General features: G+C 36.1%; 21 protein-coding genes. 16 read left to right on the top strand and 5 right to left on the bottom strand.

Translation table 11 applies throughout. The annotated features are described in order from the left end of the window. Positions 1-5 precede the first annotated feature (5 nt). Positions 6-140 carry an anti-repressor SinI family protein gene (locus ACUN0F_RS27125; RefSeq protein ID WP_000276219.1) on the bottom strand — a complete coding sequence of 45 codons (135 nt, stop codon included), beginning with the start codon at positions 138-140 and terminating at the stop codon, positions 6-8. Positions 141-481: 341 nt separating this feature from the next. On the opposite strand from ACUN0F_RS27125, the gene inhA1 reads away from it, so the two are divergent. The 11 genes from inhA1 to ACUN0F_RS27070 all read left to right on the top strand — a co-directional run bounded on the left by inhA1 (position 482) and on the right by ACUN0F_RS27070 (position 13,765). Then, a complete protein-coding gene (gene inhA1 / locus ACUN0F_RS27120; protein ID WP_001035922.1) occupies positions 482-2,869 on the top strand; it encodes a M6 family metalloprotease immune inhibitor InhA1 in 2,388 nt (795 codons plus the stop codon). A 171-nt stretch (positions 2,870-3,040) separates the two neighbouring features. Next, positions 3,041-4,408: an aldehyde dehydrogenase gene (locus ACUN0F_RS27115; protein WP_264461828.1), complete on the top strand. Its 1,368-nt coding sequence runs from the start codon at positions 3,041-3,043 to the stop codon at positions 4,406-4,408. 233 nt (positions 4,409-4,641) lie between these two features. After that, complete coding sequence (gene potA, locus ACUN0F_RS27110; protein WP_000720323.1) at positions 4,642-5,625, top strand: spermidine/putrescine ABC transporter ATP-binding protein PotA; 984 nt, start codon at positions 4,642-4,644, stop codon at positions 5,623-5,625. Further along, complete coding sequence (gene potB, locus ACUN0F_RS27105) at positions 5,622-6,470, top strand: spermidine/putrescine ABC transporter permease PotB (protein WP_000715495.1); 849 nt, start codon at positions 5,622-5,624, stop codon at positions 6,468-6,470. Before potA ends, potB begins: the two co-directional genes overlap by 4 nt. A gap of 6 nt (positions 6,471-6,476) precedes the next feature. Continuing rightward, the gene (gene potC, locus ACUN0F_RS27100; protein ID WP_264461830.1) at positions 6,477-7,277 is read left to right on the top strand and encodes a spermidine/putrescine ABC transporter permease PotC; all 801 of its coding nucleotides are present in this window, start codon (positions 6,477-6,479) and stop codon (positions 7,275-7,277) included. Positions 7,278-7,315: 38 nt separating this feature from the next. Beyond that, a complete protein-coding gene (potD, locus tag ACUN0F_RS27095) occupies positions 7,316-8,365 on the top strand; it encodes a spermidine/putrescine ABC transporter substrate-binding protein PotD (protein ID WP_000772499.1) in 1,050 nt (349 codons plus the stop codon). A 59-nt stretch (positions 8,366-8,424) separates the two neighbouring features. After that, entirely contained in the window at positions 8,425-9,072 is a 648-nt protein-coding gene (locus tag ACUN0F_RS27090; protein WP_445540455.1) for a phosphatase PAP2 family protein, read from the top strand. Positions 9,073-9,333: 261 nt separating this feature from the next. Continuing rightward, positions 9,334-11,526, top strand: coding sequence for an MMPL family transporter (locus ACUN0F_RS27085; protein ID WP_046958244.1), 2,193 nt, complete (start codon positions 9,334-9,336; stop codon positions 11,524-11,526). Between the two features lie 101 nt (positions 11,527-11,627). Then, a complete protein-coding gene (locus ACUN0F_RS27080; RefSeq protein ID WP_000490295.1) occupies positions 11,628-12,044 on the top strand; it encodes a hypothetical protein in 417 nt (138 codons plus the stop codon). A 100-nt stretch (positions 12,045-12,144) separates the two neighbouring features. After that, positions 12,145-13,068: an RluA family pseudouridine synthase gene (locus tag ACUN0F_RS27075; RefSeq protein WP_000448332.1), complete on the top strand. Its 924-nt coding sequence runs from the start codon at positions 12,145-12,147 to the stop codon at positions 13,066-13,068. 91 nt (positions 13,069-13,159) lie between these two features. After that, on the top strand, positions 13,160-13,765 hold the full coding sequence (locus ACUN0F_RS27070) for a DUF1648 domain-containing protein (protein WP_098149908.1): 606 nt from the start codon (positions 13,160-13,162) through the stop codon (positions 13,763-13,765). Positions 13,766-13,805: 40 nt separating this feature from the next. Here the strand turns inward: ACUN0F_RS27070 and ACUN0F_RS27065 are convergent, their stop codons facing one another. The 4 genes from ACUN0F_RS27065 to ACUN0F_RS27050 all read right to left on the bottom strand — a co-directional run bounded on the left by ACUN0F_RS27065 (position 13,806) and on the right by ACUN0F_RS27050 (position 19,069). After that, positions 13,806-14,633, bottom strand: coding sequence for a CAP domain-containing protein (locus ACUN0F_RS27065; RefSeq protein WP_000747605.1), 828 nt, complete (start codon positions 14,631-14,633; stop codon positions 13,806-13,808). Positions 14,634-15,098: 465 nt separating this feature from the next. Further along, complete coding sequence (locus tag ACUN0F_RS27060; RefSeq protein ID WP_000209653.1) at positions 15,099-16,427, bottom strand: (Fe-S)-binding protein; 1,329 nt, start codon at positions 16,425-16,427, stop codon at positions 15,099-15,101. Beyond that, complete coding sequence (gene glcD, locus ACUN0F_RS27055; protein WP_046957068.1) at positions 16,424-17,836, bottom strand: glycolate oxidase subunit GlcD; 1,413 nt, start codon at positions 17,834-17,836, stop codon at positions 16,424-16,426. Before glcD ends, ACUN0F_RS27060 begins: the two co-directional genes overlap by 4 nt. 117 nt (positions 17,837-17,953) lie before the next feature. Then, positions 17,954-19,069, bottom strand: coding sequence for a CdaR family transcriptional regulator (locus ACUN0F_RS27050; protein WP_264461832.1), 1,116 nt, complete (start codon positions 19,067-19,069; stop codon positions 17,954-17,956). Positions 19,070-19,205: 136 nt separating this feature from the next. Between ACUN0F_RS27050 and ACUN0F_RS27045 the strand changes: the two genes are divergently transcribed. From ACUN0F_RS27045 to ACUN0F_RS27025, 5 genes are all read left to right on the top strand, one after another. Then, a complete protein-coding gene (locus ACUN0F_RS27045; RefSeq protein ID WP_264461833.1) occupies positions 19,206-20,180 on the top strand; it encodes a YncE family protein in 975 nt (324 codons plus the stop codon). Next, on the top strand, positions 20,173-20,844 hold the full coding sequence (locus tag ACUN0F_RS27040; protein ID WP_000049878.1) for a response regulator transcription factor: 672 nt from the start codon (positions 20,173-20,175) through the stop codon (positions 20,842-20,844). The genes ACUN0F_RS27045 and ACUN0F_RS27040 overlap by 8 nt, the downstream gene beginning before the upstream one ends. A 3-nt stretch (positions 20,845-20,847) precedes the next feature. Beyond that, positions 20,848-22,248 carry a sensor histidine kinase gene (locus tag ACUN0F_RS27035; protein WP_046957070.1) on the top strand — a complete coding sequence of 467 codons (1,401 nt, stop codon included), beginning with the start codon at positions 20,848-20,850 and terminating at the stop codon, positions 22,246-22,248. A 228-nt stretch (positions 22,249-22,476) separates the two neighbouring features. Beyond that, positions 22,477-23,166 carry a FadR/GntR family transcriptional regulator gene (locus ACUN0F_RS27030; RefSeq protein WP_255256195.1) on the top strand — a complete coding sequence of 230 codons (690 nt, stop codon included), beginning with the start codon at positions 22,477-22,479 and terminating at the stop codon, positions 23,164-23,166. Between the two features lie 168 nt (positions 23,167-23,334). Further along, on the top strand, positions 23,335-24,054 hold the full coding sequence (locus ACUN0F_RS27025) for a (Fe-S)-binding protein (protein WP_000869144.1): 720 nt from the start codon (positions 23,335-23,337) through the stop codon (positions 24,052-24,054).

Raw genomic sequence — 24,054 nt, 5'->3', positions numbered from 1 at the left:
CAAACCTATTGAGCCTGACTTGATGGCTTCATACGTTGGAAAAATTGCTCGATGTCTTGCATGGCGATGCCAGCATCTAGAGCTTCAAGTATTAAATCAATCCATTCTTGATCCAGTGCGTCTGTCTTATCTTTGTACAAATGTAATTCCTCCCTAATTATCGGTCATAATTGCTGCTACAGAATATATGATAAGCAATCGAATTTTGTGTTTTATGCATCGAATTATCAAATATTGTGTAGATGAAACAAAGATAAAATCCCCATTAAATTCCCTCTATGGCGATTATAAAGTTTCTGACAAGTATTTTCAATATTTTCAGAAAACATTGTTGAATTGTGATATATTCGTATGCTAACTATGGAATTTTTACAAATATGTTAAAAAAATTACATAATATAACTAAATATTGAAAAAATATTGAATTTTTAATAAAATTTAATTTGTAATACATATTTTTTATTAGGGGAGGAAATAAGGGATGAACAAGAAACCGTTCAAAGTTTTGTCATCAATCGCTTTGACAGCTGTGTTAGGTCTTTCATTCGGAGCGGGTGGCCAGTCTGCATATGCTGAAACACCTGTGAATAAGACAGCTACGAGTCCAGTCGATGATCATTTAATTCCAGAAGAACGTTTAGCAAATGCGCTAAAAAACCGTGGGGTAATTGATTCGAAGGCTTCAGAGACAGAAACAAAGAAAGCCGTCGAAAAATACGTAGAGAACAAAAAGGGTGAAAATCCTGGGAAAGAAGTATCAAATGGGGACCCACTTACGAAAGAAGCATCTGACTTTTTAAAGAAAGTGAAAGATGCGAAAGCTGATACGAAAGAAAAGTTAGACAAACCAGCAACAGGAACACCTGCAGCGACAGGCCCAGTTAAGGGTGGTCTAAATGGTAAAGTACCAACTTCTCCAGCAAAGGGAAAAGAATATAACGGTGAAGTTCGTAAAGATAAAGTACTCGTTTTACTTGTAGAGTACGCTGACTTTAAACATAACAATATTGATAAAGAACCTGGTTATATGTATACTGACGATTTTAACAAAGAACATTATGAAAAAATGTTATTCGGTAATGAGCCATTCGCATTAGAGGATGGCAGCAAAATCGAAACGTTTAAACAATATTACGAAGAGCAATCTGGCGGTAGTTATACAGTAGACGGAACAGTTACAAAATGGTTAACAGTTCCTGGTAAAGCTGCTGATTACGGTGCAGATGGTGCGACAGGTCATGATAATAAAGGGCCAAAAGGACCACGTGATTTAGTAAAAGATGCATTAAAAGCAGCTGTAGATAGCGGTATTGATTTATCAGAGTTTGACCAATTCGATCAATATGATGTAAATGGCGATGGAAATCAAAAACAACCGGACGGTTTAATCGATCACTTAATGATTATCCATGCGGGTGTTGGACAAGAAGCAGGTGGCGGTAAATTAGGTGACGATGCAATTTGGTCACATCGCTGGACTGTTGGACCAAAACCATTCCCAATCGAAGGCACACAAGCGAAAGTTCCATATTGGGGCGGAAAGATCGCAGCATTCGACTACACAATTGAACCAGAAGATGGCGCAGTTGGTGTATTCGCACATGAATATGGTCATGATTTAGGTCTTCCAGATGAGTATGATACAGACTATACTGGTGACGGTGAACCAATTCAAGCTTGGTCTGTTATGAGTGGCGGAAGCTGGGCTGGTAACATTGCAGGAACAACGCCAACGAGTTTCTCACCACAAAATAAAGAGTTTTTCCAAAAAACAATCGGTGGTAACTGGGCAAATATCGTAGAAGTAGATTACGAGAAATTAAATAAAGGTATCGGTCTAGCAACATATTTAGACCAAAGTGTTACGAAATCTAACCGCCCAGGTATGATTCGTGTTAACTTGCCAGATAAAGATATAAAAACGATTGCTCCAGCATTTGGTAAGCAGTATTACTACAGCACAAAAGGTGACAATCTTCACACAAAAATGGAGACGCCACTGTTCGATTTAACAAATGCAACGACTGCGAAATTTGATTTCAAGTCATTGTATGAAATTGAAGCAGAGTATGATTTCCTTGAAGTACATGCTGTAACAGAAGATGGTCAACAAACATTAATCGAAAAACTTGGTGAGAAAGCAAATAGTGGAAATGCACATTCAACAAATGGAAAATGGATTGATAAATCATACGATTTAAGCCAATTCAAAGGTAAGAAAGTAAAATTAACATTTGAGTACATTACAGACGGTGGTTTAGCATTAAACGGTTTCCTACTTGATAATGCATCACTAAATGTAGACGGTAAAGTAGTATTCTCTGATGATGCAGAAGGTACACCGCAGTTCAAATTAGATGGATTCGCCGTATCTAATGGAACAGAGAAGAAAAAACATAACTATTATGTAGAGTGGAGAAACTATGCTGGTTCGGATAACGCATTGAAATATGCTCGTGGTCCAGAGTATAACACTGGTATGGTTGTATGGTATGCGGATTCAGCTTACACAGATAACTGGGTTGGTTTACATCCAGGACATGGTTTCCTTGGTGTAGTTGATTCTCATCCAGAAGCAATTGTTGGAACTTTAAATGGTAAACCAACAGTAGCGAGTAGCACACGATTCCAAATTGCTGACGCGGCGTTCTCATTCGATAAAACGCCAGCTTGGAAAGTTGTATCTCCAACGCGCGGAACGTATACGTATAATGGCTTAGCAGGCGTACCGAAGTTTGATGATTCGAAAACGTATATTAATAAACAGATTCCAGATGCAGGACGTATTTTACCGAATCTTGGCCTGAAGTTTGAAGTAGTAGGACAAGCTGATGATAATTCTGCAGGTGCTGTTCGTTTATATCGTTAATACAGTAAAACTACCGAAAGATTTTCTTTCGGTAGTTTTTTTGTGAGCAATGAATTTTATATGCAAGAAGAAATTATATATAATGTAACTTTACGAATAGAAATTTATTATATATGAAGTCTATATAAATAATGAAAGAATTGGATAAAAATAGTGGGAGAAGGTGAATGAATGAGTGTTTCTTCTATTGTAAATAAACAAAAGGCATATTTTTATAATGGTCATACGAGAAGTATAGAAGTGAGAAAGAATAATTTGCAGAAGCTTTATAAAGGCATTCAGCGCTTTGAAGAAGAGATATTTCAGGCATTGAAATTAGATTTAAATAAGTCAGTTCATGAGTCGTTTACAACGGAAGTTGGATATGTATTAAAAGAAATTTCCTTTCAATTGAAGCATATTTCATCGTGGAGTAAACCAAAGCGGGTTCGAACAGCACTCACTCATTTTGGATCAAAGGGGAAAGTAGTTCCTGAACCGTACGGTGTGACACTTATTATTGCACCGTGGAACTATCCGTTTCAATTAGCAATTGCACCTCTTGTAGGAGCGTTGGCGGCTGGAAATACAATTGTTTTAAAGCCGTCAGAGCTAACGCCAAACGTTTCCAAAGTGCTTACGAGGATGTTAGAGGAATTATTCCAAGAAGAGCTTGTAGCGGTAGTAGAAGGCGGTGTAGAAAAGAGTACGGAATTGTTAAAGGAACCGTTTGATTATATTTTCTTTACAGGTAGTGTAGGTGTTGGAAAAGTTGTGATGGAAGCAGCAGCGAAACGGTTGACGCCACTCACGTTAGAACTTGGGGGAAAAAGCCCATGTATTGTACATAAAGATGCAAAAATAGATGTAACAGCAAGACGAATTGTTTGGGGGAAGTTTTTAAATGCAGGGCAAACGTGTGTAGCGCCTGATTATATGTATGTGCATGCTTCGGTGAAAGAACAGTTAATCGAGGCATTACGACACGAAATTGCGGAGCAGTATGGAAAAGATCCACTAAACAATGACAATTATGTACGAATTGTGACTGAACGTCATTTTGAACGTTTATGTTCATTTTTGAAAGATGGTAAAACGGTAATCGGCGGGAACTATAAAAAAGAAACTTTACATATAGAACCAACAGTGTTAACGAATGTTACATGGCAAAGTACTGTTATGGAAGATGAAATTTTTGGTCCGATTTTACCAATTGTAGAATATGACAACATAGAAGAGGTAATTGGCACAATTCAGCAACATCCGAAGCCGTTAGCGTTATATGTATTTTCTGAAGATAAAGAAGTACAAAAGAAAGTGACAAGTAATATTTCATATGGCGGAGGCTGTATTAATGATGTTGTCTATCATCTTGCAACGCCATATTTACCTTTTGGTGGTGTTGGAAGTAGTGGATTAGGTAGTTATCATGGGGAAGAAAGTTTTCGGACTTTTTCACATTATAAAAGCATTTTAGCCCAATCTACGGCATTCGATATGAAAATTCGTTACTCTTCTACAAAAAGTGCTTTAAAATTCATACGAAAGTTGTTAAAATGATGATGGTGTTTATCAGTAGGCGTAGCCGTATGATAATAGCCCCTTCGTAATGGAAGGGGTTTTTCTGTTCGACATATGTATCATGCAAAAATGAATCAAACATACTACATAAAGAATAGAAGAGAACGCTAAACAACCATTTTTGTTTGGATCGAAACAAAAAATAGTCTATAGAACATAAATATTTATTCATGAATATAAAAATTAAAATTTAAGGTAGATAGGACGGGAAAATGAAAAAGATTATTAAAGTTGAAGCAGTAGAAAAACATTTTGGAAATCAAGTGATTATCCCACCTCTTTCTTTAGACATTAAAGAAGGGGAATTTTTAACGATTTTAGGGCCGAGTGGTTGCGGGAAAACAACGTTACTTCGCATGATCGCAGGCTTTGAAACGCCAACTAAAGGGAATCTTTTATTAGATGATGAAAAGATTAACGATTTGCCACCATATAAGCGTCATATGAACTTAGTGTTCCAACATTATGCGCTATTCCCACATATGAATGTGGAGAAAAATATTTGTTTCGGTATGAAAATGCAGAAAGTACCGGCAGCAGAGCAGAAAGAGCGTGCTGAAGAGGCAATGCGTTTAACGCAGTTACTTGAGTTCCGTAATCGTAAACCTGCAAAGCTTTCTGGTGGACAGCAGCAGCGTGTAGCAATTGCGAGAGCGATTGTAAATAACCCGCGTGTATTATTACTAGATGAGCCACTTGGGGCGTTAGACTTTAAGTTAAGAAAAGATTTGCAACGTGAATTGAAAAACTTACAACGTAATTTAGGAATTACATTCATATACGTAACGCACGATCAAGAAGAAGCGATGAGCATGAGTGATCGTATTGTCGTTATGAATAAAGGACATATTGAGCAAATTGGAACGCCGAAAGAAATTTACAATAAGCCGAAAACAATGTTCGTTGCGACATTTATCGGTGAAAATAATATTGTGAAAAACGGGGAAGGCTATGTAGCAATTCGCCCTGAAAACGTAAAAGTACGTTCGGTTGAAGAGCCGATTTTAAAAGAATACCATCTTGGACATATTGAAGACGTTGAGTTTGTTGGAAATATGGAAAAGCTGTATGTACGTGACGAGAAAACATCAGAATTACTAATGGCATATCAAACTGCTGAAGAAGCAGCGCAGTGGAGCATTGGAGATAATGTATACGTAGGCTGGGAGCAAGAGGACGAGGTGACCTTAAATTGAAAAAGGGGAAATTACTCGCACTACCGACAGTCGCGTGGCTGTTAATCTTCTTCCTAATTCCCCTTCTGTTTGTATTGGCATTTGCCTTTATGCAGCGCGGAGCATACGGAACAGTGGAAATGCAATTTACGTTAGAGAATATAGCTCGTGTGTTTGATCCACTATACATGGGAACGTTATGGGAAACTGTTAAGATTGCAGTTATTACAACAGTAATCTGTTTAGTAATTGGTTATCCATTTGCTTATACAATTACAATTGTTGATCGCAAATACCGTTCAATTCTTTTATTATTGGCAACGATCCCGTTTTGGATTAACTTCCTTGTTCGTTCATACGCATGGATTGTTATTTTACGTTCACAAGGTCTTGTAAACACATTGCTATTGAAACTAGGTATTATAAGTGAACCTTTAAATTTACTATATAACACACCTTCTGTAATACTCGGAATGGTCTATTCTTTATTACCATTTATGATTTTACCGGTGTATGCAGCGATTGAGCAGCTTGATAAGCGTAAGCTAGAGGCAGCTTATGATTTAGGAGCAACACCAGCAAAGGCATTTTGGAATGTAACAGTACCAATGACGATGTCAGGGATTGCTACTGGTTCTATTTTAGTGTTTGTTTCTTCTATCGGAATGTTTGTTGTATCAGACGTTATGGGTGGATCGAAAGTAGCGTTAATCGGAAACGTAATTCAAAATCAATTCTTAGGAGCGCGTGACTGGCCGTTTGGATCTGCGTTATCTATGATTGTTGTTCTATTCTCTGTTCTGTTAATTTACTTATATTATCGTGCAACGAAAGTATATAAATATGATGGGAACGGAGGGGAATAGGCAAAGATGAAGAAGTTTTTAGTTTCTTATTCTTGGTTAATTTTATTGTTCTTGTATTTTCCAATGATGGTTTTAATGGTATATTCCTTCAATGATTCTCGCATTAATGCGGAATGGGAAGGTTTTACATTCCATTGGTATACAGATTTATTTCAAAAGCAAGATGTTATTGATGCGTTTGTAAATAGTATGACGATTGCGATCGTAACGACGGTTGTAACGACAGTTCTTGGTGTGATTTTCGCTATTGCATTACATCGTTATAAATATCGTTATGAAGGGGCTATTAACGGTCTTGTGTATTTACCAATTTTAATTCCTGATATTTTAATGGGATTATCTTTACTTATCTTATTTAGTCAATTAGGTATGGAACTTGGCAAAACAACAATTATTATTGCGCACATTACATTTAGTATTTCATTTGTTGTCGTTATTTTAGCAGCACGTCTTTCTGGTATGGGACGTGATTTAGAAGAGGCTGCGAATGATTTAGGAGCAACGCCGTGGCAAACGTTTCGTTATGTAACGTTCCCAGCAATTGCACCAGGAGTTATTTCAGCCGCATTATTAACATTCACATTATCAATTGATGATTTTGTAATTAGTTTCTTCGTATCAGGACCAGGATCAACAACATTGCCATTATACATTTACAGTATGGTTAAGCGCGGAGTATCACCAGAAATTAATGCACTTTCTACAATTTTAATTGTAGCTATCGTAGGATTAATGGTTCTATCTGAAGTCTTCCGTAACAAAGGTGCAGATGGTGAAGAAAACTCTGGAGGACACCTTCCTTTATAATACGAACGATATAGAAAGTACGAGGAGGTAATAAACCGATGAAATTAATGAAAAGATTAGCCGGCGCAGCAATTAGCTTTAGCCTTGTTGCTGGTGTACTTGCTGGTTGTGGTGAAAAGAAAGAAGAGTTAAACATTTATAGCTGGGCTGACAATTTTGATGAGCAAGTGCTAAGAGATTTTGAAAAGAAATATAACGTGAAAATTAACTATGATAAGTATGCAAGTAATGAAGAAATGCTTGCGAAATTACAAGCAGGTGGCGCGAAGTATGATTTAATTCAGCCGTCTGATTACATGGTTAAAACAATGGCGAAAATGGATTTATTAGCGCCGTTAGACAAAAAGAATATCCCGAATATCGAAAATATGGTTTCTAACTTCAAAACACCGGCGTTTGATCCAGAGAATAAATATTCTTTAGTATATACTTGGGGCGTAACAGGTATTGCATACAATAAAAAGTATGTGAAAGAAGCTCCTACAAGCTGGGCTGACCTATGGAATGAGAAATATAAAGGGCATGTAACTTTATTAAATGATTCTCGTGAAGTATTAGGTATGGGTCTTAAGAAGCATGGATTCTCAAACAGCACGAAAGACGATACACAGTTAAAGACAGCAGCAGATGATTTAAAGAAGCTGCTTCCAAACTTATTAGCATTTGATACAGATAATATTAAACAAAAATTCATTACAGAAGATGCTTGGATCGGAACAGTTTGGTCTGGAGATGCAGCATTTATCGCAAAAGATAATAAAGATGTAGAGTACGTTGTACCAAAGGAAGGCGGCACAATTTGGGCTGATACGTTAGCAATTCCAAAAGGTGCGAAAAACAAAGAGCTTGCAGAGAAGTTTATGAACTACTTATTAGATGAAAAAGTAAGTGTGAAAAACTACGAGTCAATTGGATACAGTAATCCTAATGAAAAAGCTCATCCTCTTCATAGTAAAGAATATCGTGATAATCATATGATCTTCTTAACGAAAGAAGAATTAGATCGTACAGAATGGCTTGTTGATGTAGACGATAAGCTAAAAGACTATGATCGTTACTGGACAGAGTTAAAAACAAAAGGTAAATAAGTAAGGAAATGCGGTTTCTAAAATAGAAATCGCATTTTTTCATAGTAGGAGGAAATCGCTTGAAAAAGAAGTTGCATCAATATGAGGTAGTATGTATCGTTTTATTACTTGCTGTATTTGGCATTGTTGCTTGGCGCGTACATGCGGGTGGCGTTACAGTGATGGATACATATGTCCGAGCATTAGTAAAAGGATTACAAACAGAAGGTTCGCTTACATTTTTCTCACACTATACAAAATTAGGTTCTGCTATCGGGATCGTAACTACGCTGGCTATAAGTTTACTTGTTTTTTGGAGAAAACGTTATTATGCTGCGATGATCGTGTATCCAATGGGCATTTTAATAACACATCTTGTTAATAAAGGGATAAAAGAAATTGTGAAAAGGGAGCGCCCATCGTTAAATGAAACGTTGGATGCGCTTGGGTATAGCTTCCCTAGTGGACATGCAATGTTATCTATTATGACATTCGGGTTTCTTACTTATATTATTGCGGCAAATTTGAAGAGTGTAACTGGAAAATATGTTATAACGATTTTGATGGGAATTGTAATTGTATCGACTGGATTAAGTAGAGTTATTTTAAATGTACATTATCCAACTGATATTTTAGCTGGTTATTGCGTAGGTGGTATTTTGTTAATTATGGCGATTTACTGCCATCGTTTACTTACCAAGAGATTGGGACTTAATAAAGAGAGATAAAGTGAAACTTTAATCAGTGGGGGGGGTTCTTCATCCCCACTGATTATTAGTTGAACCAATCGGACTTTTATGGGCAGTTGATCCCCCACCTAAATTCTTTGCTTTCGCTGAATTTTGAGGTGGGGGTCTTACTGCCCATTAAAGCGGGATAAAAAACGTCTGGAAAAACTATCATTATAGCGTTTCCAGACGTTTTTTGTTTGTACGAAGATGTGATACAGTATAAATGACAATTGAATTATTTAAAGTAGGTGAAAATGTGTGAAAACAAATGTACATAAAGTAGATAAGTGGGGGAAATTAGGAGCTTTTTTGTATCAGTTTCGTTATACAGTAATTGTAGCGTTACTATTGGTTGCGATCGCACTCGGTATTTTCGCTCCAAAGCTGCCGGGAGTATTAGGCGGTGATGGTTTCCAAACGGAAGGGGACTATCAAAAAACGAAAGAAATTTTAGATAAAGATTTTAAGAGGTCTCAAGACACACTTCTACTCGTTTTTGAAAAAAATAAGGGTGCTTCACATGAGGAATTTCAAAAGCAAGTAGAGGGAATTGTAAAGAATGTACAAGAGAAAGAGACATATGAATCTTTCCATCACCCAGTGCAAAATAAAGAAATGTTACAAGATGATATCGGCTATGCGACAATTTTATTTTCCGGGAAAACAAATAAAGAACGAATGGAAAAGACATTGCAATTTGCTGATAAAATCGAAAAAGAAAGTAATGCAGCACTAAAAGTAATACCAACAGGGTTTCCAAAAATTAATCAAGAGATTAATGAAAGAACGCAAAATGATTTAAAAGTAGCAGAGATGATTGGATTACCAATTGCATTTCTCGTATTACTATTTTCATTTGGTAGCCTTTTGGCATCTATTTTACCAATTGTAAATGGGGCACTTAGTGTTATTAGTACGATGGGCATATTATACTTTATAGGTAGCGATAAGGAACTATCTATCTTTGTGTTAAATGTTGCACCGATGATTGGACTTGCGCTATCTATTGATTTTGCGCTATTATTTGTAAATCGCTTTCGAGAGGAAGTTGCAAAGCGAACGGTAAAAGAAGCGATAGCAATTACATATCAAACAGCAGGGCGCGCTATCGTATTTTCAGGATTATGTGTATTTGTTGGATTATCCGGCTTGTTTTTCTTTAAGATCGATTATATTCAGTCTGTCGCAATTAGCGGAATGATTGTTGTGATTATGAGTATTTTATTCTCACTCACACTTCTTCCAGCCCTATTATCATTAATTGGGAAACGAATATTAAAAAAGAATCAAGTAGCACATACGCCGGCAAAGGCGTGGCGTAAATTTGCGCAATTTGTAATGAAACATCCAATCGCAATGATTATTATTGTTACAACGTTTATTGTTATTTGCTTATTACCGTTACGTACAGCTAATTTGCAGTTCCCTGACGTAGAAGCTCTACCTAAACAAAGTGATACAAGAATTGCATATGAGAAGTACGAAGAGGCATTTAATAAAACTGCAAAAAAACATGCTGATGTTACGTTAGTGGTAGAGACGAAAAAAGATATGAAAGAAAAAGAAAGTTTACAAAAGATAGAAGAAGTCGTTCAAAAGTTAAAAGATGATAAGAAAGTATATGAAGTTAGAAGCTTATACGACGGGTTAACTCGTATGAAAGCAGATCAAGTTGCTGGAATGTTAGAGTCGCCAGAAGCGGCGAAACTAGCTCCTATATTTGAAGCGTATACGAAAGGAAATAAGACGACGATAGAAATCTTTTTGAAAACAAAACCACGTACTGAAACTGCTAAACAGTGGGTTCGTGATTTTAAACAAAATTATAAAGAAACAGATGTTACGTATTATTTAGGCGGGATGACGACGTTCCAACAAGAGTTAGAAGATGAAATTAAAGATAAAGTTGCAATTGGTATGTCTGTTATATTTGGATCGACCTTTGTTATATTATTATTTGCATTCCGATCTATACTCATTCCAATTAAGGCGATTATTATGAATATACTTAGTTTAAGCGCAACAATTGGAATTGTTGTTTGGTTATTTGAAGGTGGGCATTTTGGTTTAGAAGCGAGTCCTGTTCTATTTGTCTTACCAATCTTCATTTTCGGTCTCGTATTTGGGCTTAGTATGGATTATGAAGTTTTTCTTATTTCACGTATTCATGAGTTATATGAAGAAACAGGAGATAATGATCAAGCGACGTTAGAAGGACTTGTGTCAACAAGTAGGATCATTACATCAGCTGCGTTAATTATGATTGTTGTAACAGGTGCGTTCGCCTTTACTGATATTTTACCAGTACGGCAAATGGGGCTTGGTGTTGCATTAGCAATATTCCTTGATGCAACAATTATTCGTCTTATGCTTGTACCAAGTTTAATGAAACTGTTTGGAGATTGGAACTGGTGGTTACCATTTCGAAAGAAAAGAGAAAAATCATCGTAAAAAATACTCATCTTATAGATGAGTATTTTTTTATGAATAGCAAGGCCTACATTTTGCAAATAGTATGTGATAAGAACATTACATATAAGTAGGTGAAGGCAATGTTTCGTTATTTTAAGTTTAAGCTAAATGATACAGTACAGTTTGCAGAAAACGATGGGCATATGTATCGCATTGTCGGTTATCGATTAGAAAAAGGATTTTATCCAAAAGATGAATGGACTCATATCATTTATGAATTACTTAGAGATTTTGATGGGTATACGATGGATGCGGAAGAGGAGGAACTTGTAAAGGTCATTCAAGTAGAGGATGAGTATTACAAAATACAAGAGGTATCGGGCTATCGTTATCCAGTAAAAATGAAGCAAAAACAACAAGTGATGAAAGTAGAAAAAATTGATGACTTATTAGATACGTATAATGATTATAAAAGATTGGCGGATTTCTTTAAAGATTTATCGTATGAGCAAAAAGCGGAAGAAGTATTGCAGGAAATGAAACGGCGTAGAGCGTGAGGAGGACAGTCTACTATAAGACTGTCCTCTATTTTTGACGGTGCATCAAATTGTATTTTCCGTTACAATGAGAGAATCAATAGAAATAAGGTGATACAGTATGGAAACGAAGAAGAAGGGCGAATGGTGCGAAATTACTGTTCCAGCGAAATGGAATGGCATAAGTATTGATTCGTTATTAAAAATAGAATGGGAAATACCGAAAAAGTTGTTACATCAGCTTCGTATGGAAAAAGGTATTACCGTTAACGGAGAACAGAGAAGATGGAATGAGCTTTTAAAAGAAGGCGATAAGTTACAAGTACATATGTTTATGGAAGAAGAATACGATGTAGAGCCTGAATATGGTGAATTAGATGTAGTATATGAAGACGATCACGTACTCATCGTAAATAAGCCTGAGAAGATGGATACGCATCCTGCGGAAAAAGGTGGAACGGGAACACTTGCAAACCTTGTTGCCTTTCATTTTCAAATGCAAGGTTTAGAGACGAAGGTTCGTCATATTCATCGGTTAGATAAAGATACGACAGGTGGTGTCGTGTTTGCTAAGCATAGAATTGCTGGTGCAATTATGGATCGTTTATTAATGGAACGAAAAATTAAAAGAACATATGCGGCGCTTGTGGAAGGGAAAGTAAAAGGTAAGCAAGGAACAATTGACGCAGCTATTGGAAGAGATCGCCATCATGCGACGAGACGACGTGTTTCTCCAAAGGGAGATCAAGCTATCACTTTTTATAAAGTAGAGAAGTATTTTAAAAACCAAAATGTTACGTTCGTAACGTTACAATTAGAAACAGGTAGAACCCATCAAATTCGTGTTCATATGAGCTATCATGGTAATCCATTAGTTGGGGATGTATTATATGGTGGACAAACGCAATATATGTCCAGGCAAGCATTACATGCGATGAAGATAAACTTCTTACATCCAATTACGAAAGAAGAGATCGAAGTGGATGTACCATTCCCTGCAAAATTAAATGATACAATGAAAGAATTTCAAAGAATGAATGCGTAAAGTGTAAGTTTAAATTTGAGAAAAGTAGATTCTTGCAGGAATTTCTCTAAAAGAAGCGAAGCCGTTAAGAGAAAAGAGAGGTGAGAATTGCTTGGTCAAATATAAATACATACTAGGAATATTTTTCGTTTGTCTTTTAGTTACTCTATGCCTCTATCCATATTTACCAAATGAGATGGCTGTACATTGGGATGAAAATGGTGGGCCGAACGATTTTATGAGTAAACAAGTTGTTATAGCATTTATTCCTTTTTTTCTTATTTTTTTACATGGATTGATGTATGTTATTTCACATAATATATATAAGTTTAATGAAGGCGAGCATGTCATTATAAGTGGATTTCTAAAGACGATTACTTTATTTATGTTGTTTATCCATATGCTCATTCTCTTTATTAATTTTGGAAGTATGATATCCTTTCAAACAGGACTAACAATTGGGATTAGTATGTTTCTTTTTATGCTTAGTAAGTTGTTTAAACAAGTTCAGAGTACGGAAAAAGACCCAATCAAATTACAAAAGATCCGTTTAGTGAGTAGGCGGATTTTTCAAATGATGGCATGTAGTATATTATTTTCATTATTTTTGAACTTGAAGTGGGGGTTTTATGTATTACTTAGTGTAATAAGTAGTGGTTCTATTTTGTTCATGTTTTACATTTTATACTCATACATAATAGAAAGTTATGAAACATAAAAAAGAGTCTTCTCATTATGAGAAGACTCTTTTAATCTATTTACTTCGTAATAAATTGTTGTGTCCAGTAGTTGCCGCTTTCTACATAGCCAACACCGATGTGAGTGAAGCCGTTATTTAAGATGTTTGCACGGTGTCCAGCACTGTTCATCCAAGCTTGTACTACCTCTTCAGGTGTACGTTGGCCTTGAGCGATGTTTTCACCTGCAGATGTATAAGAAATACCAAATTTCTTCATCATGTCAAACGGAGACCCGTATGTAGGGCTGTTATGATCAAAGTAGTTATTCTTCTGCATATCTTCAGATTTAACACGTGCTACTTTGCTTAATTCAGTATCGATTTTTAGTGCTGGTAAGCCTTGTTTTGCACGTTCAGCGTTTGTTAATTCAACAACACGTTGTTCGAATTCGCTTAAAGATTTTGCTTCTTCAGCAGGTTTTTGCTCAGCTGGTTTTTGTTCAGCAGGTTTTTGAGTATTGTTGTTTTCAGCAGGTTTTTGAGCTTCTGGTTTTTGAACTTCTTCAGCAGGCTTTTGTTCAACTGGTTTTTGCTCAGCAGGCTTTTGAGTTTCTGGCTTAGCTGTTGGTTGCTCAGTTACAACATTTTCAGTTGGTTGTTGACCAGGAATAATGCAATTTGGTTGGAAGTTTCCTTGTTGCCATTGTGCTAATGATTCCACGCCCATAGATTGTAAGAATGCTTGTAATTCTTGTTGGCTCATTTGCTTCATCATCACTTTTGAATGCTGAATATTTTGAACCTTTACGTTAGATGGTTGTACTGTTGCAGCTTGTGCATCTAGAGAAGATACTCCTAAAGTAAGAGCCGTTGCAGCAGCTACAGATAATAAAACACGCTTTTTCATAATGTGTGTCCCCCTATATAAAGTTTTAATTTGTTTTCACACGATTTGTTTTTGACAGCCTGTCTGACTGACAAATTCATCGTAGCATAGATTTTGTGAGAAAAAAGATGGAAAAAAATTCATAGACTTAAAATTTACCTAATTTATCCTAAGAGGGGAAAAGAGGAAAAATAAGAGAAACATAGAGTATAAAAGGAATTTTCAGCATTTTTATACTTCGTTTTAAGAGGGGTATTTTGGATGAATTTACCTAAACAGAAAATGAAGAATCCTATTGTATCAATGGTTTGAGAGTTTTTTTTAGGAATATACTGGATTGATTTTTACAAAACTGTAATGTATCTGTTGTTCTTTTTTATAATAAAGTAACATATTTTTAATATTGTAGCGGACAAAAAAGCGGCTATCTCTTTACATAGACGAAGGAGATAGCCGTTTTCCTATTATTACGTATGTTACGAGTTATTACGAGTTGGTTTCAAATGCTTCTAATAATAAATCTACAATGTGAATTCCTCTCATTTTATGAGAAATTCCTTCTCGTTCAATGCCTAATTTCATTTGTAGTAGACAACCTGGATTTGCAGTAACAATAGTTGCTGCTTCTGTTTCATGTACACGGTCCATTTTATAATCTAGAAATTCCATGGATAATTCTGAATGAACAATATTGTAAATACCAGCAGAACCACAGCAGCGATCCGCATCTTTCATTTCACGATATGTTGCGCCTTGAATTGCTTCTAGTAACATACGAGGTTCTGAAGATGTTCGCATAACATTGCGTAAATGACAAGAGTCTTGATACGTAATAATTTGCGATGGAAGTCGTAAGTCATTTCGTTTATGGAAATCTAGTTCTACTAGAATAGCAGTAATATCTTTAATTTTAGAAACAAACTGCTTTGCGCGTTCAGCCCACTGTGGATCATCTTTTAAAAGATGATCGTAGTCTACGAGGTAAGCTCCGCAACCACCTGCATTCGTAATAATATAGTCGATATTTAAATCTTCGAATGCTTTTATATTTCGTTTCGCTAATTCTTTCGCTCCGCTCTTTTCACCAGCATGCCCATGTAATGCACCGCAGCAACTTTGTGTTTTCGGAATAACGATATCACAACCAGCTAACTGAAGAAGTTTCATCGTTGCGTTATTTGTTTCTAAAAACATCGTATCCATTAAACAGCCTGTGAAGAATGCAACTTGTTTCTTTTTTGTACTTTCAGCAGGTAAAAATGCAGGACGATCTTTCATTGCCTTCATTTTAGGGACTTTTGGTAAAACGAGATCCATTGTTGCAAGTGTTTCAGGGAATAACTTCATAATACCCATTTTATGTGTTAGTGTTTGTAAACCAGAACGTTGGTAAAATCCGATTAACCCTGTTAATGTTCTCATTCGATTTTGATGGGGGAAGAGCCCTTCAAAAACGACTTTACGAACGGCTCTCACTGGCACCGAGAACTTTTTGTTTTGATTTATAATATCACGAGCTTCTTCTAATAAATGTCCGTAATTTACACCTGATGGACAAACAGGTTCACAAGCACGGCAGCCGAGGCAAACATTCAATGTATTTTCAACATCTTCATCTGGTTCAATTAAACCGTCAACGACCGCTTTCATTAATGCAATACGTCCTCGTGGTGAATGTGATTCTTTATATCCAGATTGAATGTAAGTAGGACAAGTAGGTAAACAGAAACCGCATCGCATACAGTTTAGTAGTTCATCTTCACTTAATCTTTCTTTAAATTCTTTTTGAATGTTTTCTTTATTTAATGTTGTCATCGCTCAACCACCACTCTTTTGCGAGTGTCTTTCGCGAACATCTTGCCAGGGTTCATAATGTTATTTGGATCGAAGGCTTGTTTAATTCCTTGCATGGCAGCAATACCTTCTTTACCTAATTTCATTTCTAAATAAGGAGCTTTCATCGCACCAACACCATGTTCACCAGTAATTGTGCCACCAAGTTCAATTGCTTTCGCAAATATTTCAGCAAAAGCTTGTTCAGCTCGGTGCATTTCTTCTTCATTACGAGCATCTGTCATACAAGTTGGGTGTAGGTTGCCGTCGCCAGCATGCCCAAACGTACAAATAGGAATATTATATTTTTTTGCAATCGCATTAATAGCTTCAACCATCGGAGCTATTTGTGAGCGTGGTACCGTTGCATCTTCTAATATTGTAGTAGGTTTTAATCTTGCAAGTGCTGATAGTGCACTACGGCGAGCTGTCCGAAGTGCATCTGCTTCCGCTTCATCTTTTGCAATGCGAACATCGACTGCATTCATAGAGCGGCAAACGTTAGCCATTTTTTCAATATCTCGATTGACAACTTCAGGTGGACCGTCTTGTTCAATTAATAAAATTGCTTTTACATCAGTTGGTAAACCGATTTGTGCAAACTCTTCTACTACTTCAATTGTCGGCTGGTCTAAAAACTCAAGTGTCGCTGGAATGATTTTATTTGCAATAATAGAAGAAACAGCACGTGCAGCTTCATTAATATCTTCATATAGTGCAAGCATCGTTTTCTTCGTTTCAGGCATAGGAACAAGTTTTAATATTGCTTCTGTTACGACGCCAAGTGTTCCTTCAGAACCGATAAATAAACGAGTTAAATCGTAACCGGCTACATCTTTTGCTAATTTACCGCCAGTACGAATAATATCGCCATTTGGTAAGACAAGTTCAAGACCCATCACATAATCACGTGTTACGCCATATTTTAATCCGCGTAATCCACCTGAGTTTTCATTAATGTTACCGCCGATTGTAGAAATTTTCATCGAGCTTGGATCTGGTGGATAAAATAAACCTTTTTCTTCTACCGCTTTAATAATATCAAGTGTAATTACACCAGCTTGTACAGTAATTGTTAAATTCTCTTCATCAATTTCTAAAATGTTATTCATATGGCGGAAGATAAGGACGATACCGCCTTCAAGTGGACATGTCCCCGCGCAAAGGTTTGTTCCAGAACCACGAACATATACAGGAATTTTGTGAGTGTTACATATTTTTAACACTTCAGCTACTTCATTTGTATTACGAGGCGCAATGACTGCATCAGGCATTGCTTGGAAGTTTGGAGTGGCATCATAACTATACGTTAAACGCCCCATATTGGATGTATCTACATTATCTTCGCCAACAATGGATACGAATGAATGAATAATTTGCTTTTCTAACATTGGAAATCCCCCTCAAACTGTTAACGTATTTAGTCATCATAAAAAACGTTGTAACAGTGCTTTCGTTATAATGATAAAAAAGTTGGGGGATTCTTTCTATGTATAATCATCTAAAGATTAATCTTTTTTATCATTCTTTTTTGTGTGATTATCTAATAAGAGGAGCGAGAAGTATAAAATGTTTAAGTCTTTGAATTGTTTCGGGTCAAGTCCTGTATGCTCCTCAATTTTTTTAAGTCTGTAATGCAATGTGTTAATGTGTATATGTAATTGTTCAGCTGTTTGTTTATAGGATTGGTTATAATCAATAAATAAGCGTAAAGTGTGCATAAGCTCAGGAGATGATAGTAAGTTTTCGATGGTGCGCCTTAGAAACTGTTCCCGCGTTTCAGCAGAAATATCTTGTAAGCACATTTCTAAACGTAAATCTTCATTAAATACAATTTTTTTCGTTTCAAGTGATACGGAAAGAGCTTGTAATGCTTGTTCGTACGATAAGTTCATATTAATTGGAGTAACGGATTGTCCAATCCCAATATATAAAGGAATAGAAAACAAAGTTTCACAGTCTTGTTTTAATCTTTTTAAAAATTGATACGTTTGCTCTTTGGAGTTTGTGGCTGTAAATAAAATGAATCGATCATTTCCCCAACGAACAAATAGATGCTCCTTTGTTAATAGATTGCGTACGTGTTGCCAAATCTTACGCTGAAGCATCGTGTCATTTTGATCGATAGAGAACAAAATAAGTTGTTTCTTCTTATATAAATCAATACCAAGTGTTTTTGCGCGATCGAGAAAGCTTGGAGACCAGTCTGTATTTTGAAGCCAATCAAAGACAAATGCTTCATAAGAACGGTGTTCAAGTTCTAGTTGTTCTAAAAAGTAGTTTTCGTGAATGAGTAGTTCGGTCATTTTACGTAATATTTCTCCGTATTGCGAAATGTTTTCAGGTTCGCCTGTAATTCCAATGACACCAATTACTTCGTCATGAAATAGTAAGGGGAGGTTCATACCCGCCTTTACGCCTTGCAAACGTCGTTCATCTGCTTTTGTAATAATGACAGTTTTCTTTTGTTTCGCGCATCGGAGTGCACCTTCATGAAATTGGCCGATTCTTTCTACATCTGTACTTGCGATAATAACGCCTTGTATATTAATGATAATGATATTTTCTTTAATTAATCTGCGTACTTCTCGTACAATTTTATTCGCTAAATCAGGAAAAAGCATAATTTGCACACCTCAAATTCTATTTGTTGTACATTATATATGTAAATGAAGTAAGAAAGGAAAATTTCACACTTTCCACACATTTATTTGTTATTTTACAATTATAACGAAATCATCCGAAGATGGAGGGAATCTTTTGAGAAAGTATGTTTTTCTTCTCTGTTTTTTATTTCTATTAGTAGGGTGTCAAGGAAGTTCATATACACCGATTGCTAAAGATAAAAGTGTTATTATAACAACGAATATAAAAGAAGGTAGTATTAGTTTTGTTGATGAAAAAACTAAAAAGTTAATTACGACATGGGAACTTAATGAACCAATGGCAGGAGTTGCACTACTTCCAAACGGTGAGGACATACTTGTATATGGCAAGCAGTTAGAGTACATGTATGTATATTCACTAGCAGAAGGAAGGCAAGTGGACAAATATAAAACGGGAAAAGGCATTGTAAATGTGATTGTATCCGAGGATAAAAAACAATTATTTGCTGCCGATCAAACTGCCCAAAAGGTAAGGTTCTTTACGATAAAAGGGAAAGAGACACGGAGTGTATCAACAGGAAAAGGACCAATTACGATGGTAGAGCACGATAACCAGTTATCTGTATTAAACTTTTATGATACGAAGCTAACGACCATTGATACAAAGAAAAAAGAAGTGATACAATCCTTTATGATTCCCCCAGCATCAACGGGAGCGACAATTAGCCCGGATGGGAAAGAAATATGGATTGGCGGACATGGTGATGGAAATCAAGTCAATGAAAAAGTATTAGTGTATTCATTGCAGAGCGGAGAAATGGTACGTTCTTTACATGCTCCGTTTATGCCTGTGAATATAACGAAGGATAATAAGAATGTATATGCATTAAGTCACGGTTCGAATACGCTTAGAAAGTTTGATGTTAGTACGTATAAAGAGGTGGCTTCTGTAGAAGTAGGATCGAATCCATTTGCATTTTTGAAGAGCGGAGCAGAAGGATACGTAGCAAGCTATGATAGTGATGAAGTGTGTGTCATGGATATGAAGAGCTTGAAAATAAAACAAACAATTAAAGTCGGAAAAGGGCCGTTTCAACTCATAGAGAGGGAAGGGAAGGACAATGAGTAAATATAGGGTGCTAGTTGTAGATGATGAAAGTGATATGAGGCAGCTTGTTGGAATGTACTTAGATAATTTCGGATACGAGTGGGGAGAAGCTGAAAATGGAAAAGAGGCTCTAAAAAAATTAGAGACTGATCATTATGATTTCGTTGTATTAGATATTATGATGCCAGAGATGGATGGACTTTCAGTTTGTAAAGAAATTAGAAAAACGTCGGATGTACCAATTATATTTTTAACAGCAAAAGGTGAAGAGTGGAATAGGGTGAACGGCTTGCGTATGGGAGCAGATGATTATATTGTAAAGCCTTTTAGTCCTGGAGAACTAATTGCTCGTATGGAAGCTGTGTTAAGACGTTATACAAAGCAAGAGCAACAAGAGGAGATTCAGTTTGGACCGATACTTATTAATGAAAAAAGTAGGAAGATTGAGGCTGATGGTGAGCCGATTTCTCTTACAGTAAAAGAGTTTGATTTACTCTATTTTCTTTGCCAACATACGGGACAAGTATTTAGCCGGGAACAATTGCTGGAAAAGGTATGGGGATATGATTATGCCGGAAGTACAAGAACAGTGGATACGCACGTGAAAACGATGCGTTTGAAGCTTGGAGAAAGTGGAAACTACATTCAAACGGTTTGGGGTGTAGGCTATAAATTTGAGGTGTAACGTATGTTTACGATGGTACAGAAGCTTTGGCTTACAGTAGTATGTGCAGTATGTGTAACAGTTTCCTTTCTTTATTTTGTATCTTTATACTCGTATGAAAAACTATACGTTGATAATTTAAAAGATTCATTAGTAATGGAAGGGAAGCGTCTTGCTGCGCAATATGATAAGCGTGAAGGAATAGCAACTTTTGAAGAGAAAGTAAGAGCATTTGATCAAATATCGAGTTCAGATGTTCTTTTCGTATCTAATCCGCGTGATTTAAGCGCGTGTTTACCTTTTGATGTGCATCATCATTCTCTTATAAGTGAAGGGGACAGGCAAGCATTATTAGATGGAAAAACTGTGACAAAGATAGGGTATGAGGAACATTTTGACCGAAATATTATGGGGGTTGTCATCCCTGTTTTAGAAAATAAAAAGTTAGTTGGCATTGTATATTCTTATATTCCTTTAAAAAGTATAAAAGACTTAATATATGATATGGGCCTTATTTTAGCACCGTTAGCACTTGCTATGACTTTACTGACAATATGGATTGGTAGAAAGATTATTATTGCTATTACGAGACCGCTTTCGCAAATGGAACGAGTTGCCAATCATTTGGCTACGGGAGATTTCTCAGAACGGATTACAATTTCTTCCGAAGATGAAATTGGACGATTAGGAAAAGCATTTAATAAAATGGCAAATTCTTTAGAGACAGAAGACGTAAAGCGTAAGGAATTTTTAGCTAACGTTTCGCATGAACTAAGAACACCACTTAGTTATATAAAAGGATATAGTGAAGCTATTTTAGATGGTGTAGCGAAGGGACCACAGCAGGAAAAAGTAACACAGCTCATTCATAAAGAAGCGGGTCGTATGCAGCGTCTCGTTCATGATTTATTAGATTTAGCACAATTAGAAGGTGAACATTTTCCGTTAAAGAAACAACCTATCGTTTTTTCACAACTGATTGAAGATGTGTTAGATACGTATGAGATTAAGTTTATAGAAAAGAAAATTCATATTTCAACAAATTTAAATCCAGAAATCATTGTAATGATTGATGAGGATCGTATGCAACAAGTGCTTCATAACGTGTTAGATAATGCGATACGGTATACAAATCAAAATGGGGATATTGTGATAACACTCAGGCAGATAGATGATTACTGTGAATTAAACATAAAAGATACAGGAATCGGTATTGAAACAGAACATTTGGAAAATCTTGGTGAACGTTTTTACCGCGTTGATAAAGCGAGAAGTCGTCAACATGGTGGAACAGGTTTAGGCCTTGCCATTGTCAGACAAATTGTTCATATACATGATGGACAGTGGCGAATTGAAAGTGAAAAAGGGCATGGAACGACGGTTAGTATTAAATTGAAAATACAAGTTGAAGAAAGCATGTTCTAACGTGAAGGACATGTTTTTCTTTATGAGTGCAAACGAATAGAGGAATAAATATAAATTAATATCAAATAAATATTAAAAATTTGACGATTTTATGAACAAAACATTTGTACTTCTTACCAATTCGTTCTAAAATAGTTATGATGCAAAGTTCTTATAAATCGTTTCAATTGTTGTTTGGAAGATACTGAGGTGATTTAACTGGAGTACAAATCTATTAAACCGAAAAAGATTTACGAAGAAGTATCTGAAGCTATTTTAACAATGATTAAAAATGGTACGTTAAAACCTGGTGACAAACTACTTCCTGTACATCAATTAGCTGAGCAGTTTCAAGTTGGTAGATCTGCTGTTCGTGAAGCGCTAAGTGCGCTAAGAGCAATGGGCTTAATTGAGATGAAACAAGGAGAAGGTACATATGTGAAGAATTTCGATTCTTCTTCATTAACAAAATCATTAAACAATAAACTATTAATGAAGAAAGAAGATATTTTAAACTTATTAGAAGTACGAAAGGTGCTTGAAGTGGGGGCAGTTCGAGCAGCTGCGGCAAAACGTACGGAAGATAATTTGCAAAATATGAAGCATTGGTTAGATGAAATGGTAAAGAGCATTGGAGATGAAAAGGCTGGCGAAAAAGCAGATTTTCAGTTCCATATGGGAATTGCGGAGTCTTCGCATAACAACATTTTGCTTGAACTCATGAATCACGTTTCAGAGATGATTGCTGAAACGATTGGTGAATCAAGACGCATTATTTTATATGGTGAACAAACAACATCAGAACGACTTATAGAAGAGCATCAAGTTATATATGATGCAGTGTTAAAGCAAGATGTAGAATTAGCGCAGCAAGCAATGCTAGATCATTTAACAAATGTAGAACATATTGTCACAGGTAAAAACGATATAAATTCGTAATTTAATCTTTTAAAAATCAAATTTTTTGATAAAATAGAGAAAGATTAAGTAAGCGTTTTCTTTAGAAGAGGGAGAGGATAGGCCATGGTTGAGCCTACTTCTTCTTTTCTCAGTCATCTGATGACCATATGTTTGTTGGTGGAGTTGTAAAAAGGGGGAGTAATAATTATGAAAGTTACTTTATTTGTTACTTGTTTAGTCGATATGTTTGAAACAAACGTCGGCAAAGCAACAGTTGAAGTGTTGGAGCGTTTAGGTTGTGAAATTGAATTTCCAGAAGCACAAGTTTGTTGTGGTCAGCCTGCTTATAATAGCGGCCATGTAGAAGCAGCAAAAGAAGCGATGAAACATATGATTGAAACTTTCGAAGATGCAGAATATATCGTTACACCATCTGGTTCTTGTGCGACAATGTTTCATGAGTATCCGCATGTTTTTAAAGATGATCCGAAGTGGGCTAAACGTGCACAAAAGGTTGCTGATAAAACATATGAATTTACACAATTTATTGTAGATGTTTTAAAAGTGACAGATGTTGGTGCAAGCTTACCAGGGATAGCTACTATTCATAAATCTTGTCATATGACACGCCTGCTTGGAGTAAAAGAGGCACCAGGAATTTTATTATCAAACGTAAAAGGATTAACTGTGAGAGAACTGCCAAACGAACAAAATTGTTGTGGGTTTGGGGGAACGTTTTCAGTGAAGATGACTCCAATTTCTGAGCAAATGGTAGATGAGAAGGTAGATAGTGCAATGGAAACAGGTGCTGATTATTTAATCGGTGCAGATTGTGGGTGTTTGTTAAACATTGGCGGACGTATTGAGCGTTTAGGAAAAGAAATAAAAGTAATGCATATTGCTGAGGTACTAAATAGTCGCTCATGA

It is taken from the genome of Bacillus sp. 1A, assembly GCF_052682215.1.
The sequence above is the reverse complement of the archived record's forward strand: the minus strand, read 5'-3'. Positions and strand labels throughout refer to the sequence as shown.